At 60.2% G+C, this 14,964-nt stretch carries 13 protein-coding genes and 4 tRNA genes; 6 read left to right on the top strand and 11 right to left on the bottom strand.

Translation table 11 applies throughout. The annotated features are described in order from the left end of the window. Positions 1 to 223: 223 nt before the first annotated feature. The 4 genes from DYL59_RS03700 to DYL59_RS03685 form a co-directional block, all read right to left on the bottom strand. Positions 224 to 300: transfer RNA gene (locus DYL59_RS03700), tRNA-Asp, on the bottom strand. 19 nt (positions 301 to 319) lie between these two features. After that, a tRNA-Val gene (locus tag DYL59_RS03695) sits at positions 320 to 395 on the bottom strand. A gap of 176 nt (positions 396 to 571) precedes the next feature. Then, positions 572 to 648: transfer RNA gene (locus DYL59_RS03690), tRNA-Asp, on the bottom strand. Positions 649 to 667: 19 nt separating this feature from the next. Next, positions 668 to 743 (bottom strand) — tRNA-Val (locus DYL59_RS03685). Between the two features lie 159 nt (positions 744 to 902). On the opposite strand from DYL59_RS03685, the gene rdgC reads away from it, so the two are divergent. The 3 genes from rdgC to sugE all read left to right on the top strand — a co-directional run bounded on the left by rdgC (position 903) and on the right by sugE (position 3,362). Further along, complete coding sequence (gene rdgC / locus DYL59_RS03680; protein WP_010211632.1) at positions 903 to 1,823, top strand: recombination-associated protein RdgC; 921 nt, start codon at positions 903 to 905, stop codon at positions 1,821 to 1,823. A gap of 152 nt (positions 1,824 to 1,975) precedes the next feature. Continuing rightward, positions 1,976 to 2,941 carry a bile acid:sodium symporter family protein gene (locus tag DYL59_RS03675; protein ID WP_135287946.1) on the top strand — a complete coding sequence of 322 codons (966 nt, stop codon included), beginning with the start codon at positions 1,976 to 1,978 and terminating at the stop codon, positions 2,939 to 2,941. Between the two features lie 106 nt (positions 2,942 to 3,047). Continuing rightward, positions 3,048 to 3,362: a quaternary ammonium compound efflux SMR transporter SugE gene (gene sugE, locus DYL59_RS03670; RefSeq protein WP_135287945.1), complete on the top strand. Its 315-nt coding sequence runs from the start codon at positions 3,048 to 3,050 to the stop codon at positions 3,360 to 3,362. A gap of 117 nt (positions 3,363 to 3,479) precedes the next feature. Here the strand turns inward: sugE and DYL59_RS03665 are convergent, their stop codons facing one another. The 3 genes from DYL59_RS03665 to DYL59_RS03655 all read right to left on the bottom strand — a co-directional run bounded on the left by DYL59_RS03665 (position 3,480) and on the right by DYL59_RS03655 (position 7,840). After that, positions 3,480 to 5,348 carry an MFS transporter gene (locus DYL59_RS03665; protein ID WP_135287944.1) on the bottom strand — a complete coding sequence of 623 codons (1,869 nt, stop codon included), beginning with the start codon at positions 5,346 to 5,348 and terminating at the stop codon, positions 3,480 to 3,482. 67 nt (positions 5,349 to 5,415) lie between these two features. Continuing rightward, a complete protein-coding gene (locus DYL59_RS03660; RefSeq protein WP_135287943.1) occupies positions 5,416 to 6,564 on the bottom strand; it encodes a TDT family transporter in 1,149 nt (382 codons plus the stop codon). Between the two features lie 91 nt (positions 6,565 to 6,655). Then, positions 6,656 to 7,840: an MFS transporter gene (locus tag DYL59_RS03655; protein WP_135287942.1), complete on the bottom strand. Its 1,185-nt coding sequence runs from the start codon at positions 7,838 to 7,840 to the stop codon at positions 6,656 to 6,658. A 91-nt stretch (positions 7,841 to 7,931) separates the two neighbouring features. Here DYL59_RS03655 and DYL59_RS03650 point away from each other — a divergent pair, with 91 nt between their 5' ends. Continuing rightward, positions 7,932 to 8,471 (top strand): TetR/AcrR family transcriptional regulator, encoded by a 540-nt coding sequence (locus tag DYL59_RS03650; RefSeq protein ID WP_135287941.1) that lies wholly within the window; start codon positions 7,932 to 7,934, stop codon positions 8,469 to 8,471. Positions 8,472 to 8,604: 133 nt separating this feature from the next. Here the strand turns inward: DYL59_RS03650 and DYL59_RS03645 are convergent, their stop codons facing one another. The 4 genes from DYL59_RS03645 to DYL59_RS03630 form a co-directional block, all read right to left on the bottom strand. Further along, positions 8,605 to 9,384: an ABC transporter permease gene (locus tag DYL59_RS03645; RefSeq protein ID WP_135287940.1), complete on the bottom strand. Its 780-nt coding sequence runs from the start codon at positions 9,382 to 9,384 to the stop codon at positions 8,605 to 8,607. Then, the gene (locus DYL59_RS03640; RefSeq protein ID WP_135287939.1) at positions 9,381 to 10,313 is read right to left on the bottom strand and encodes an ABC transporter ATP-binding protein; all 933 of its coding nucleotides are present in this window, start codon (positions 10,311 to 10,313) and stop codon (positions 9,381 to 9,383) included. The genes DYL59_RS03645 and DYL59_RS03640 overlap by 4 nt, the downstream gene beginning before the upstream one ends. A 134-nt stretch (positions 10,314 to 10,447) precedes the next feature. Further along, on the bottom strand, positions 10,448 to 11,065 hold the full coding sequence (locus tag DYL59_RS03635; protein WP_135287938.1) for a glutathione S-transferase family protein: 618 nt from the start codon (positions 11,063 to 11,065) through the stop codon (positions 10,448 to 10,450). A gap of 43 nt (positions 11,066 to 11,108) precedes the next feature. Next, positions 11,109 to 11,768 carry a transglutaminase-like domain-containing protein gene (locus DYL59_RS03630; RefSeq protein WP_135287937.1) on the bottom strand — a complete coding sequence of 220 codons (660 nt, stop codon included), beginning with the start codon at positions 11,766 to 11,768 and terminating at the stop codon, positions 11,109 to 11,111. Between the two features lie 157 nt (positions 11,769 to 11,925). Here DYL59_RS03630 and DYL59_RS03625 point away from each other — a divergent pair, with 157 nt between their 5' ends. Then, on the top strand, positions 11,926 to 14,373 hold the full coding sequence (locus tag DYL59_RS03625; protein WP_135287936.1) for an acyl-CoA dehydrogenase: 2,448 nt from the start codon (positions 11,926 to 11,928) through the stop codon (positions 14,371 to 14,373). A 75-nt stretch (positions 14,374 to 14,448) separates the two neighbouring features. Next, positions 14,449 to 14,856, top strand: a complete 408-nt coding sequence (locus DYL59_RS03620; protein WP_135287935.1) for a PA2817 family protein — start codon at positions 14,449 to 14,451, stop codon at positions 14,854 to 14,856. Positions 14,857 to 14,964 lie beyond the last annotated feature (108 nt).

The following is a 14,964-nucleotide window of genomic DNA, read 5'->3' as shown; positions in this document are numbered from 1 at the left end:
GTCTTCGCGTGGCTATAGATAACCGTTTAAGCGGCAAGGGGCGCAATCGACCAATGTGCATGGGGGTATTCCGCCACAGCATGACGCACCAGCACGGTTCGGGATGACCATTGGGTGCACAACGGTAAGGCGAGAAAGGGTCAAATCGCAGGCAAAAAAAAGCCCGCTCAATGAGCGGGCTTCTTGTGGTGACCTGGCGTTCAGTGTTCCAGGTTACCGAATATGGCGCAGCGGACGGGACTCGAACCCGCGACCCCCGGCGTGACAGGCCGGTATTCTAACCGACTGAACTACCGCTGCGCGTAACACTTGAAGCGAATGGTGGGTGATGACGGGATCGAACCGCCGACCCTCTGCTTGTAAGGCAGATGCTCTCCCAGCTGAGCTAATCACCCTTCGTTTCGGTGTGGGCGCATAATACACCAAAAAATCGTAATGTCTTGATTTAAATGCAATTTATTTAAAAAAAGTTTAAATCGCGATTTTTTGCCATATTCCGGACAAAGAAAAGCCCGCGATTAAGCGGGCTTTCTGTGGTGACCTGGCGTTCAGTGTTCCAGGTTACCGAATATGGCGCAGCGGACGGGACTCGAACCCGCGACCCCCGGCGTGACAGGCCGGTATTCTAACCGACTGAACTACCGCTGCGCGTAACACATGAGGCGAATGGTGGGTGATGACGGGATCGAACCGCCGACCCTCTGCTTGTAAGGCAGATGCTCTCCCAGCTGAGCTAATCACCCTTCGTCTCGGTGTGGCGCGCATTCTACGGAGCGACCCAAGGTCTGGCAAGCACTTTCTTAAATCTTTTTTTTGAGGCCTTCCAATGGCTTAGGCAGGGTTGGCCTGGGGCGCTATCAAGACAATAATGCCCCCCTTTGTATAAAGGAGAGACTCACCCCATGTGGTTCAAGAACCTGCTTATCTATCGCCTGACCCAAGATCTGCCTGTTGATGCCGAGGCGTTGGAAGCGGCCATGGCCACCAAACTGGCGCGCCCATGTGCAAGCCAGGAGTTGACCACTTACGGTTTCGTCGCGCCTTTTGGTAAAGGTGAAGACGCTCCCCTGGTTCACGTCAGCGGTGACTTCCTGCTGATCGCCGCGCGCAAGGAAGAACGCATCCTGCCGGGCAGCGTGGTGCGCGATGCACTTAAAGAGAAGGTCGAAGAGATTGAGGCCGAGCAAATGCGCAAGGTCTATAAGAAGGAACGCGACCAGATCAAGGATGAAATCATCCAGGCTTTCCTGCCACGCGCCTTTATCCGCCGTTCGTCGACCTTTGCCGCCATCGCGCCGAAACAAGGCCTGATCCTGGTGAACTCGGCCAGCCCGAAACGTGCCGAAGACTTGCTGTCGACCCTGCGCGAAGTGATCGGCACCCTGCCCGTTCGCCCGCTCACGGTTAAAACTGCACCGACTGCGATCATGACCGACTGGGTCACCACCCAGAAACCGGCTGATGACTTCTTCGTGCTCGACGAATGCGAGCTGCGTGATACCCACGAAGACGGCGGCATCGTGCGCTGCAAGCGCCAGGACCTGACCGGCGAAGAGATCCAACTGCACCTGACCACCGGCAAAGTCGTGACCCAACTGTCCCTGGCCTGGCAGGACAAGCTGTCGTTCATGCTCGACGACAAGATGACCGTCAAGCGCCTGAAGTTCGAAGACCTGCTGCAAGACCAGGCCGAACAGGACGGTGGCGACGAAGCGCTGGGCCAACTGGATGCAAGCTTTACGCTGATGATGCTGACCTTTGGCGACTTTATCCCGGCGCTGGTTGAAGCCCTCGGCGGTGAAGAGACCCCACAAGGCATCTAAGCCATGTGAGGATCAACATGTGGGAGGGGGCTTGCTCCCGATAGCGGTGGATCAGCAACAGATGTAGTGACTGATCCCCCGCTATCGGGAGCAAGCCCCCTCCCACATTTGATTGCATTCGCAAATTAAGAATCCAACAACAAGGACATCCCATGCGCGCACTCGCCGCCTTGAGCCGCTTCGTCGGCAACACCTTCGCCTACTGGGTGCTGATTTTCGCGGTGCTCGCGTTTCTCGAACCTAGCTGGTTCATCGGCCTGAAAACCGCCATCGTGCCGCTGCTGGGCCTGGTGATGTTCGGCATGGGGCTGACCCTCAAGATGGATGACTTCGCCGAAGTCGCCCGCCATCCGTGGCGCGTGGCACTGGGCGTGGTCGCGCATTTCGTCATCATGCCGGGCGTGGCCTGGTTGCTGTGCCAGGCGTTCCACCTGCCGCCGGAAATCGCCGTGGGTGTGATCCTGGTAGGGTGCTGCCCAAGCGGCACGTCGTCCAACGTGATGACCTGGCTGGCCCGTGGCGACCTGGCGTTGTCGGTGGCCATCGCCGCCGTGACCACCCTCCTCGCCCCACTGCTTACACCGGCGCTGATCTGGCTGCTGGCCTCGGCGTGGTTGCCGGTGTCGTTCATGGAGTTGTTCTGGTCGATCCTGCAAGTGGTGCTGTTGCCGATCGTGTTGGGCGTGCTGGCGCAACGCGTGCTTGGCGAAAAGGTGCGCCATGCCGTGGACGTGCTGCCACTGGTGTCGGTGGTGAGCATTGTGATCATCGTCGCGGCGGTGGTTGCGGCGAGCCAGGCGAAGATCGCCGAATCGGGCCTGCTGATCATGGCCGTGGTGATGCTGCACAACAGCTTTGGCTACTTGCTGGGTTACTTCACCGGCCGACTGTTCAAGCTGCCACTGGCGCAACGCAAATCGCTGGCGCTGGAAGTGGGTATGCAGAACTCCGGACTGGGGGCCGCCTTGGCCAGCGCGCACTTCTCGCCACTGGCGGCGGTGCCGAGTGCGCTGTTCAGCGTCTGGCACAATATTTCCGGGGCCTTGCTGTCGACTTACTTCCGCCGCATGAGCGAAAAAGAAGACCGCCGCATCCTGGAAAACACCCCGCAAACTTGATCGCCCGATCAATATTCGGCACTCTACCGAGCTTCGCGGGGACGACCTCGCGACGCTCTCAAGCGCCTAATCCGGGGACGACCCCACCTATATATGGGAGGTCATCATGTCCTGGATCATTCTGTTTTTTGCCGGGTTGTTTGAAGTTGGCTGGGCCGTTGGCTTGAAGTACACCGACGGCTTCAGCAAGCCATTGCCCACCGCCGTGACGATTGCTGCCATGGCTATCAGCCTTGGCCTGCTGGGGCTGGCGATGAAGGAGTTGCCGCTCGGCACCGCCTACGCGATCTGGACCGGAGTGGGTGCCGTGGGCACGGTGATTGCCGGGATTATCCTGTTTGGGGAGTCCATGGCGTTGTTTCGGTTGGCCAGTGTGGCGTTGATTATCTGTGGGCTGATTGGGCTCAAGATCAGCACTTAGGCCACTACCGCTATCGGGAGCAAGCCCCCTCCCACATTTGACCGAGTTGGTCAGACGAACACGGTCAGTGTGGGAGGGGGCTTGCCCCCGATGAGGCCAGCACAGCCAACATAAAAACTACCTGACACTCCCCCGCAACCCACCCACAACCTCCTGCAACCTTGCAGGCGTCGGCTCCTGCACAGGCTCCCCCGCCACCAACACCACCCGCGACCAGATCCGATGCAAAAACCCCTTGTTCGGATCACGGCTGAAAAAGCTCCCCCACAGCCCCTGCAACGCCAGCGGAATCACCGGCACCGACGTTTCCTCCAGAATCCGCGTCACCCCACCCCGGAACTCATTCATCTCGCCGTCAGCGGTCAACTTGCCCTCCGGGAAGATGCACACCAACTCCCCTTCTTTCAGATACTGGGCGATCCGGGTGAAGGCCTTTTCGTAAATCTGGATATCTTCATTGCGCCCGGCAATCGGAATCGCCCCGGCAGTACGGAAGATAAAGTTCAGCACCGGCAAACGGTAGATCTTGTAGTACATGACAAAGCGAATCGGCCGACGCACCGCGCCGCCAATCAACAAGGCATCGACAAACGACACATGGTTGCACACCAATAACGCCGCGCCTTCGTCCGGAATCGCTTCAAGGTTGCGATGCTCCACACGGTACATGGAATGGCTGAGCAGCCAGATCATGAAACGCATGGTGAACTCGGGGACGATCTTGAAGATGTAGGTGTTCACCGCGATGTTGAGCAGCGACACCACCAGAAACAGCTCGGGGATCGACAGCTTGGCCACGCTGAGCAGCAGGATCGACACAATGGCCGATACCACCATGAACAGCGCATTGAGAATATTGTTGGCCGCGATCACCCGCGCCCGCTCGTTCTCGGCGGTACGCGACTGGATCAGCGCATACAGCGGCACGATATAAAAGCCACCGAATACACCCAGGCCAAGGATATCCAGCAACACCCACCAGGCCTGGCCATAGCTGAGCACCGCCAGCCAGTCGTTGGCCTGCACGTTTTGCGGGAAGCCGCCGGAGTGCCACCACAGCAGCAGGCCGAACACCGTCAGGCCGAACGAGCCGAACGGCACCAGGCCGATTTCCACCTTACGCCCGGAGAGTTTTTCGCAGAGCATCGAACCCAATGCGATCCCCACGGAGAACACCGTGAGGATCAGCGTTACCACGGTTTCGTCGCCGTACAACCATTCCTTGGCGTAGGCCGGGATTTGAGTGAGGTAAATCGCGCCGACAAACCAGAACCATGAGTTGCCGACAATGGAGCGCGACACCGCCGGCGTCTGCCCCAGGCCCAGGCGCAAGGTGGCCCAGGATTCGCTGAAGATATTCCAGTTCAGACGCAGCCCCGGCGTCGAAGCGGCCGCCCGTGGAATGCTGCGACTGGCCAGGTAACCCAGCACTGCCACGCCCACGATTGCCACCGCCACCACCGGCGCATAGTGGGTGGACGACATCATGATGCCCGCGCCAATGGTGCCCGCCAGGATCGCCAGGAACGTGCCCATTTCCACCAGGCCGTTGCCGCCTACCAGCTCGTCCTCGTGCAGCGCCTGGGGCATGATCGAGTACTTCACCGGGCCGAACAGCGCCGAGTGGGTGCCCATGGCGAACAGCGCCAGCAGCATCAACTCCAGGTGGTTGGTCAGGAAGCCGGTGGCGCCCACGGCCATGATCACGATTTCGCCGATCTTGATCGCACGGATCAACGCATCCTTATTGAATTTCTCGCCAAACTGCCCGGCCAGCGCCGAGAACAGGAAGAACGGCAGAATAAACAGCAACGCGCACAGGTTGACCCAGATCGAGCGGTCACCGTCGATGGTCAGCTTGTAAAGGATGGCGAGGATCAGCGATTGCTTGAAGATGTTGTCGTTGAAGGCACCCAGCAACTGGGTAATGAAAAACGGCAGGAAGCGCCGTGTGCGCAGCAAGGTGAATTGCGAGGGGTGGCTCATCGTCCGTGTTCCTGCGTGGCCTGTTTTTTTGTAAAAGCATTCAGGCCACGACTTTACCTAATCCGGCTTACTTATTCGCTAGTCCCGCAATACACGGCGAAACAAAAAGCTCACCTTTATAGGCACCCTGCACGGTGCGCTTGGCGACGATCAGCCACATCAGTGCCAACGCCACCACCAGCGCGCTGCCAAACACAGTGAAGAACCCCAGGTGCAACAGGCTCGCCAGCTTCAACGTCGCCAGGGCATACACCCCCAGCGGAAAGGTAAAGCCCCACCAGCCGAGGTTGAACGGGATACCAGCGCGTAGGTAACGCAGGGTGATCAGCACCGCGATCAGCATCCACCACAGGCCGAAGCCCCATAGGGTCATGCCGGCCACCAGGCCCAGACCATTGGCCATTTCACCCACGCCGGGCAAGCCATTGGCGGCGAAGATCGCCGGGGCGTCGCCACCCAGCAGCAACATGCCCAGGGCACCGGTGCCGATGGGGCCAAGGGCCAGCCAGCTGGACGCGGCCATATTGGCGTGGGGTAGTTTATGCAGGGCCATGCGCAGCATCAGGATGGTCAGGATGCTGAACGCCACCGGTAGGGAAAACGCCCACAGCACGTAGCTGGTCACCAGCATCACCAGCTGCGAATGGGCGTCGACCAAGTGCGGCGCCAGCAGGCCGCCGCTGGCGGCAGCGACTTCAGCGGCCACCACCGGCAGCAGCCACACGGCGGTCATTTGGTCGATGCTGTGTTCCTGGCGGGTGAACATCATGAACGGGATCAACACGCCACAAGCCAGGGCCATGGCCACATCCAACCACCACAGGGCTTCGGCCAGGGCGATCACGCCACTGCCCCAGCGCGGCAGGCCAAACACCAGCAAGCCGTTGAGAATAGTCGCGAGCCCCATGGGAATGGTGCCGAAGAACATCGAGACCGTGGAGTGCCCGAAGATCCGTCGCGCCTCATGGAAAAACATCAGCCAGCGGGCCGCGTATAACGCGCTGAACAACACAAACAGGCCGATGGTGAACAACCACAAACCTTCAGCGATGGCGTGCAAGCCTGCCACGTTGACCGGCAGTTGGGCCAAGGCCAGAGCCAGCACGCCGGTGCCCATGGTGGCGGCGAACCAGTTGGGGGTGAACTGACGAATCACTTCCCGTGGTCGGGTCAGGTGACTGAAGGGTTTGTAGCTGATGGTCGTTGAGCAGGTCATGGGTAATCCTCTTCCTCGCATGAGGTTGAGACCATGGTAGAACCTGATCGAATATCTATATAACGGGTAATTTCTCTAACTGTTATCTGCTTTACCTATAAGCGCGTTGCGCCGCCCCCTGCACCAGCAAGGCGGCCAACGCCCCAAGGGACAGCAGGATCAACACAACGCCGTAGCCGTCGGTGGTGGCGATCAGCCCAAAGGTGCGAATCAGATTGCCCGCCAGCAACGACGGCAAGCAAAACGCCAGGTAGCTCAACACATAGAACGCCGACATCAGGCCCGCCCGTTCATGGGGCTGCGCCAATGGCACCACACTGCGCAAGGCGCCCAGAAAGCCTGCGCCGAAACCGCTGCCCGCAATCAACGTGGCGATGAAAAACAGCGGCAGGCTGGCGCTGTGTACTGCCGCCAGGATCAATGCCACCCCCACTGCCAGCAGGCTGGCGCCCAGGCGCAAGACCTTGTCGGCAGGATGATGACGCAGGCTGAAGATCATCAGCGCCCCACTCAAGGTCAGCACCGCCACCAGCCCGCCACCGATCAGGTTGGACGTGGAGCCCGTCGCCGCTCGCACCAGCGAAGGTGCCAGCGACAGATAAAAGCCGCCCATTGCCCATACGGCGATATCCACCGGCAATGACAACCACAATGCCCGTCGCGCCTGGGGCGGCACATGCAAGGTCGGGCGCAACGAGGCCAGCGCACCTGGAATGCGGCTGACGGTTTCTGGCAAGCGCCACACGTACAGTGCCTGCACCAGCATCAGCACGAACAGCGTCCAGTAGATCAACTGCGTGGGCAGCGGCGCGAATTCCACCAACACGCTGCTGCCCATCGCACCGCACGCCATGCCCAGCAATGGCGCCACGCTGTTGACCAGCGGGCCCTGCTGGCGGTCGGTGTCGAGCAACGCCGCCCCCAGCACCGCAGTGGCCATGCCGGTGGCAAAGCCCTGCAGGGTACGCGCGGCAATCAGCCAGGCCACACTGCCTTCATTGATAAACAGCAGCATCGCCGCCATATCCAGCACCAGTGCGGCAAAAATCACCGGCTTGCGCCCCAAGTGATCCGACAATGACCCCACCGTCAGCAGTGCCGCCAACAGGCTGATGGCATAGACACCAAAGATCAACGTGAGCATGCCCGCCGAAAAGTGCAGGCCCTCCTGATACAGGTGATACAACGGCGTCGGCGCGCTGGACGCGGCCAAGAAGGTCAGCAAAGTGATCGCCAGGAACACCAGGCTGGAACGATTAGAACTGATGCTGGACATGCGCACGCTCCGCTAAAGCTAATATTTTGCTTTTGCAGAGTGTGCTACTGGTCAGCGCTTAAAGCAAATTCTTTGTGTTAAGGTCGCAAACATGGCGATAAAAGAAGGGCTCCGCCCGGGGGGCCGTAGTGCCCGGGTCCAAGAATCTGTCCATCGTGCGGTGCGCGAACTGCTGGAAGCCCATGAGCGTTCCAGCGTCACCGTGCCGATGATTGCTGCGCGCGCGGGCGTCACGCCCTCCACTATTTACCGGCGCTGGGGCGACCTTTCTGCCCTGCTCGCCGACGTGGCCCTGGAACGCATGCGCCCCGACAGCGAGCCCGCCAACACCGGCAGCCTGCGCGGCGACCTGCAAGCCTGGGCCGAGCAGTATCTGGACGAGATGAGTTCAGAGCCTGGGCGCAACATGATGCGCGATGTGCAATGCAGCCTCACGCCGGGGTATTGCGTGGCGTTGATTGGTGGGCAGTTGCAGGTGATTGTGGATCGCTATCCAGATAGCAGCGCGCCCAGCGTGGATCGGTTGATCAATCTGCTGGCGGCGCCGACGGTGTTCAGGATTTTGTTTGCGAGTGAACCCTTGCAGGTTGAAGAACTGCACGACCTGATCGAATTGGCGCTGCAAACCTAAAGCCTATACACAAAACCAAATGTGGGAGGGGGCTTGCTCCCGATAGCGGCGTGTCAGTCATCACTTAGTTGACTGACCCACCGCTATCGGGAGCAAGCCCCCTCCCACCTTTTTACTGCATGCATTCAGTCAGTTAGGTGCGCATCCCGCGCCCACTCACCAGCAACCGCGCGCAGCCTACATACAGCACCACCGTCGCCACCAACATGAATGTGATCGCCACGCTGATCTTGATATCCGACACCCCCAGGATGCCGTAGCGGAAGGCGTTGACCATGTGCAGCACCGGGTTGGCCAGCGACACGGTCTGCCAGAACGGCGGCAGCAACGAGATGGAGTAGAACACCCCGCCCAGATAAGTCAGCGGCGTCAGCACGAAGGTCGGGATGATCGAGATATCATCGAAGTTGCGTGCAAACACAGCGTTGATGAACCCCAGCAGCGAGAAGATCGTCGCCGTCAGTACCACCACCAAAATGGTGACCCCAAGGTGATGCACCTGCAGATGGGTGAAGAACAGCGACAACAAGGTCACGATCACCCCCACCATCAACCCGCGCAGCACGCCACCCAGGGTGTAGCCGATCAGGATGGTGTGGGGCGACACCGGCGACACCATCAACTCTTCGATGGAACGCTGGAACTTGCTGCCAAAGAAACTCGACACCACGTTGCCGTAGGAGTTGGTGATCACCGACATCATGATCAACCCCGGCACGATGTACTCCATGTAGCTAAAGCCACCCATGTCGCCGATCTGGCGACCGATCAGGTTACCGAAAATCACGAAGTACAAGACCATGGTGATTGCCGGCGGCAGCAGGGTCTGTGGCCAGATTCGGGTAAAACGCTTCACTTCGCGATAGACGATGGTTTGCAGGGCGACGAGGTTGGGTTGCAGTTCGGAACTCATACCGCCACCTTCGCCAGGTTTTTTTCCACCAGGGACACGAACAACTCCTCAAGGCGATTGGTTTTGTTACGCAGGCTCAACACTTCAATGTTCTGCGCGGCCAATTGGGTGAACAACGCAGTGATACCCATGGCCTTGTCCACCTGGACTTCCAGGGTGTGGCTGTCTACCAGGCGGCTTGGGTAGCCGAGCAACTGCGGCGCCGTCGGCAGGTTGTTTTTCAGGTCGAGCAGGAAGGTTTCCACATGCAACTGGCCCAGCAGGTTACGCATGCTGGTGTTCTCGACGATGGTGCCGTGGTCGATGATGCCAATGTTGCGGCACAGCTGTTCAGCCTCCTCCAGGTAGTGGGTGGTGAGGATGATGGTGATGCCCTTCTCGTTCAGCTCGGTGAGAAAGGTCCACATCGAACGGCGCAGTTCGATGTCCACGCCAGCGGTGGGCTCATCGAGAATCAGCAGGCGCGGCTCGTGCACCAATGCGCGGGCGATCATCAGGCGCCGCTTCATGCCGCCAGACAGCGAGCGCGACGGCACATCGCGCTTGTCCCACAGGCCCAGTTGAGTCAGGTACTGCTCGGCGCGTTCCTTGGCGATCTTTGCCGGAATGCCGTAGTAACCGGCCTGGGTCACGACGATGTCGAAGGTTTTTTCGAACTGGTTGAAGTTGAATTCCTGGGGCACCACGCCGATGGAGCGCTTGAGCGCCGCCGGGGATTTGTCCAGGTCATGGCCAAAGATATTCACCGTGCCACTGGTCTTGTTGACGAGGGTGGAGAGGATACCGATGGTGGTGGATTTACCCGCCCCGTTGGGGCCGAGCAAGGCGAAGAAGTCACCTTCGGCAACGTCCAGATCGATACCACTCAGGGCCTGGAAACCGTTGCCGTAGGTTTTGGTTAGCTGCCGGATGGACAGAGCGGAACTCATATCGGAATACGCACCAAAGAAGGGAATAGGAACAATAGATGAGGGCGCAGCCCACGTAGTTCAACGGCGGCGCATGACAAACATGGTGCTTGCCCGCGCCGCACAAGTACAGTCACCCGTGTTAATAGTCTTTATCAGGTCAACGCAGTCATGACCGCTTTGCGGTAGGCCGGGCGTTGTTGCAGGCGCTGGTACCAAGCCTCTAGATGGGGCATTGCAGGCCGTTCGATAGGCATTTCAAACCAGGCGTACGCAAAGCAGCCCAGGGGAATATCACCGATGCCGATCTCGCTGCCCGACAGGTACGGCTGCTCGGCGAGCGCTTTGTCGACGGTGGCGAGTGCATCGATGCAGGCTTGGCGGCCAGCGTTGATGCTGTCCCAATTCTGCTTTTCAGCGGGGGTGCGCAAGATGCCCCAGAATACGGCCTTGAACGGTTCGGCCAGGGTCGAGGTGGTCCAGTCCATCCACTTTTCCGCACTGGCCCGTGCTTTCAGGTCAGCCGGGTACCAGCTGGAACCTTGCTTGGCACACAGGTAGCGCACGATGGTGTTGGACTCCCACAACACAAAATCGCCGTCTTCAATCATCGGCACCCGCCCATTGGGGTTCAGTGCCCGGTATTGCGGCGTGTCGACCACACCAAAAGCCCCGCCCGCATCAATTGCCTCATAGTCCAGGCCGAGCTCCTCGGCGCACCACAGTGCTTTCCTGACGTTTGATGAATTTTTACGACCCCAGATTTTCAGCATGACCGTGCCTTATTGTGTGGTGAGCGCAGCAGCATACGCCGGTTCACGCGCGGCTTAAATCGCTGTGCATGTCTCCCAGCAACGCGGGCATGTCCTGGCCAAACAAATGGGGGTAACACTGGCGGATATGCGCGAAGAAAAACGCCTCGGGCACGTCGGCAAATTGCCCATGGTCCACCACGTATTCCATCGAGCGCAGGCCCTGGCGGTTGAAGGCGTGGAACACGCTGTCATTGATCCCGTCGAATTCCAGCGGCGGCACATCGAACAGTTCGCACAGCTGTTGATTGAACGCCGGGGTGGCCTTGACCCAACGCCCGTCCAGATACAGCTCCGTGTAGCCGTGCATGGCAAACACATCACTTTTGAGCAAGGCGATCAGGCGCGGCGTCGACAGATGATTACGCACATCCGCCAGGCCGATCCGCGCCGGTATGCCGCAGTGCCGGGCGCAGGCGGCGAGCAAGGTGGCCTTGGGCACGCAATAGCTTTCGCCAGTGGCCAGGGCAAAGCTGGCATTCAAGGTGCCGGGATCGCGGCTGAAGGTGTAGGGGTTGTAGCGAATCGCCTCACGCACGGCGTAATAAAGACTGACTGCCTGGTCACGGGGATCGGCGCTGGAACCGCGATGTTTTTCGGCGAACTCCACCACCGCAGGGTGGTCACTATCGATGAAGCGGCTGGGACTCAGGTACGTATCCATGAGCGTTATCTCCGAAGGAAGCCTGGAGTCTAACCACAGCCCGGCCATGGAGATAACGACGAATCGGCCAAATCTCGTTACACCCTGATCACCCGCTTGCTCGGATGCCGACTAAGCTCCTGGGTGGTTTCGCCCCTGGTTTCACGGAGGATTGAATATGCTGTTGTTGTGGATACTGGTTCTGGTGCTGGGCATTGCCTACCTGGCGCACCGCCGCACCGCGCCCCTGCCCGCCCTGGGCGTGGTCGCCGTCTACCTGCTGGCGATGGGCGTGTGGAGTCACGCGCCGGGCTGGTTGTTGCTGATCTTCTGGGTGTTGCTGGCTGCCGTCGCCGCGCCCCTGCTGCTGCCGGACCTGCGCCGCCAATACTTCACCAAGCCGCTGTTCAGCTGGTTCCAGAAAGTCCTGCCGCCGATGTCCGAGACCGAGCGCGATGCCATCGATGCCGGTACCGTGTGGTGGGACGGCGAACTGTTCAGCGGTCGCCCCGATTGGGACAAGCTGCTGGCCTACCCCAAGGTGCAACTGACCGAAGAAGAGCAGGCCTTCATCGACGGCCCCACCGAAGAGCTTTGCGCCATGGTCAGCGACTGGGAAATCGGCCAGGCCATGGACCTGCCGCCCGCTGCCTGGGAACACATCAAGACCCACGGTTTCTTCGCCCTGATCATTCCCAAGGAGTTCGGCGGCAAGGGTTTCTCCGCCTACGCCCACTCCCAGGTCGCGATGAAACTCGCCACCCGCAGTGGCGACCTGGCCTCCACCGTGATGGTGCCCAACTCCCTGGGCCCGGCCGAACTGCTGCTGCACTACGGCACCGACGAACAGCGCAACCACTACCTGCCACGGCTGGCTCGCGGCGATGACATCCCGTGCTTCGCCCTCACCGGCCCGCTGGCTGGCTCCGACGCTGGCGCCATGCCCGACACCGGAGTGATCTGCAAAGGTGAATGGGAAGGCAAGGAAACCCTCGGCCTGCGCCTGAACTGGGAAAAACGCTACATCACCCTTGGCCCGGTCGCGACCCTGCTGGGCCTGGCCTTCAAGGCCCATGACCCCGACCACCTGCTGGGCGACGAGGAAGACCTGGGCATCAGCCTGGCGTTGATTCCCACTGATACGCCAGGTGTCGAGATCGGCCGTCGTCACTTGCCGCTGGGCGCCGCCTTCATGAACGGCCCCAACTCCGGCAAGGACGTTTTCATTCCACTGGACTTCCTTATCGGCGGCCAGGAAATGCTCGGCAAGGGCTGGATGATGCTGATGAACTGCCTGTCGGTAGGCCGTTCGATTTCCCTGCCGGCGGTGGGCACTGGCGCGGCCAAGTTCACCAGCCTGGTGACCGGCCAATACGCCCAGGTTCGCGAGCAGTTCAACGTGCCGCTGTCGGCCTTCGAAGGTATCCAGGAAGCCCTGGCACGGATCGGCGGCAACGCCTGGCTGATGGACAGTGCGCGCATGCTCACCGCCAACGCCGTGGACATGGGCGAAAAGCCGTCGGTGCTGTCGGCGATCCTCAAATACCACCTCACCGAGCGCGGCCGCGAGTGCATCGGCCACGCCATGGACGTGCACGGCGGCAAGGGCATCATCATGGGCCCCAACAACTACCTGGGCCGCAGCTGGCAAGGGGCGCCGATCTTCATCACCGTGGAAGGCGCGAATATCCTGTCGCGCAACCTGATGATCTTCGGCCAGGGTGCCATCCGCTGCCATCCGTTCGTACTCAAGGAAATGGCCCTGGCCGGTCGCGAAGACCACGACCAGGCGCTCAAGGAGTTCGATGGCCTGCTGATGCAGCACATCGGTTTTGCCGTGAGCAATGCCGCTAGCACCCTGGTGCTGAACCTGGGCGTCGGACACTTCGAAAAAGCCCCGGGCAACCGCTTGAGCCAGGGTTATTTCCGGGCGCTGAATCGCCAGGCCGCGGCGTTCGCCCTGCTGGCCGACCTGAGCATGATGCTGCTGGGCGGCGAACTTAAACGCCGCGAACGCTTGTCGGCACGCCTGGGGGATGTACTGAGCCATATGTACCTGGCCTCTGCTGCGCTCAAGCGTTATCACGACCTGGATTCGCCCGACCACCTTGAGCCGCTGTTCGCCTGGGCCATGGAAGAAAGCCTCGGCCAGTCGGAGCGCGCGCTGGATGAACTGCTGAGCAACTTCCCGAACAAGGTACTGGGTGGCCTGTTGCGGGTGATCGTGTTCCCGTTTGGCCGTCGCCATACCGGGCCTTCCGACAAGCTGGACGCTGAAGTGGCTGCGGTGATCGGCCGCGCCAAGGGCGACCCGACCCTGGAAGAACTGCTGGCCGGCTGCTATCGCCCACAATCGGCGGACGATCCGGTGGGCGCCCTGCAACACGCCTACGACCTGCTGGGCGCCAGCCACCCGTTGCAGAAAAAACTGCACACCGCGCTCAAGAGCGGCCAGGTCAAACCCAAGGCTGGCGAGCACGCGATTGACGCAGCACTGGAAGCCGGCGTGCTGCAACCGGGCGAAGCGCAAACCCTGCGTGATGCCGAAGCGGCGCGGCGCAAGGTGATCGATGTGGATGATTTCAGCAAGGAAGAGCTGGCGCACACCGAGGGTAAAATCCGCTGATCCAGGCGGTCATATAAAAACGGGCGCGTGAGCTATATACTCTCGCGCCCGTTTTTGCTTTAGAGGACTTATCTCGTGTCCAACGTCGTTGCCGATCATCTCGTCTTGCTCGACCACCTGCGCAGCATCCTGGTTGCCGTCGGCGAAGCCGAACAGGTTCCCGAGGAAAGCCATTCGCTGTTCCTGGAGCGTTTCGACGAATTGCGCGCCCTGCTGCCGATCGACCCGATCGAAAGCCAGTACCTGGGCCAGGACCTGATGAGCCAGGTCATCCTGCGCTACCCGCAAATTGCCCACCTGGTCCCGCGCGATTTGCTGTGGTTCTTTGGCGGTGACTGCCTGCACTTCATGCCTGATGAAGAACTGGACATGTACCAGGCCCTGGAAGAGCGTCGCTTCGAAGCCGAACAGAACGACGAACCGTTCGACTGGAACCAGGAAAAACAGCTGCTGGCCATGTCGGACGACCTAAGCAAGCACTGACTTTTCAGACCTGCATAAAACTAAATGTGGGAGGGGGCTTGCTCCCGATTGCGGTGTGTCAGCTATAAATTTGTTAGCTGACACACCGCAATCGGGAGCAAGCCCCCT

Origin of the sequence: Pseudomonas kairouanensis, from assembly GCF_004682055.1 — a bacterium.
GTDB lineage: Bacteria > Pseudomonadota > Gammaproteobacteria > Pseudomonadales > Pseudomonadaceae > Aquipseudomonas > Aquipseudomonas kairouanensis.
The sequence above is the reverse complement of the archived record's forward strand: the minus strand, read 5'-3'. Positions and strand labels throughout refer to the sequence as shown.

Coding starts and splice junctions, on each gene's coding strand:
- rdgC (WP_010211632.1), top strand. CDS start 903: ATGTGGTTCAAGAACCTGCTTATCTATCGCCTGACCCAAGATCTGCCT.
- DYL59_RS03675 (WP_135287946.1), top strand. CDS start 1,976: ATGCGCGCACTCGCCGCCTTGAGCCGCTTCGTCGGCAACACCTTCGCC.
- sugE (WP_135287945.1), top strand. CDS start 3,048: ATGTCCTGGATCATTCTGTTTTTTGCCGGGTTGTTTGAAGTTGGCTGG.
- DYL59_RS03665 (WP_135287944.1), bottom strand. CDS start 5,348: ATGAGCCACCCCTCGCAATTCACCTTGCTGCGCACACGGCGCTTCCTG.
- DYL59_RS03660 (WP_135287943.1), bottom strand. CDS start 6,564: ATGACCTGCTCAACGACCATCAGCTACAAACCCTTCAGTCACCTGACC.
- DYL59_RS03655 (WP_135287942.1), bottom strand. CDS start 7,840: ATGTCCAGCATCAGTTCTAATCGTTCCAGCCTGGTGTTCCTGGCGATC.
- DYL59_RS03650 (WP_135287941.1), top strand. CDS start 7,932: ATGGCGATAAAAGAAGGGCTCCGCCCGGGGGGCCGTAGTGCCCGGGTC.
- DYL59_RS03645 (WP_135287940.1), bottom strand. CDS start 9,384: ATGAGTTCCGAACTGCAACCCAACCTCGTCGCCCTGCAAACCATCGTC.
- DYL59_RS03640 (WP_135287939.1), bottom strand. CDS start 10,313: ATGAGTTCCGCTCTGTCCATCCGGCAGCTAACCAAAACCTACGGCAAC.
- DYL59_RS03635 (WP_135287938.1), bottom strand. CDS start 11,065: ATGCTGAAAATCTGGGGTCGTAAAAATTCATCAAACGTCAGGAAAGCA.
- DYL59_RS03630 (WP_135287937.1), bottom strand. CDS start 11,768: ATGGATACGTACCTGAGTCCCAGCCGCTTCATCGATAGTGACCACCCT.
- DYL59_RS03625 (WP_135287936.1), top strand. CDS start 11,926: ATGCTGTTGTTGTGGATACTGGTTCTGGTGCTGGGCATTGCCTACCTG.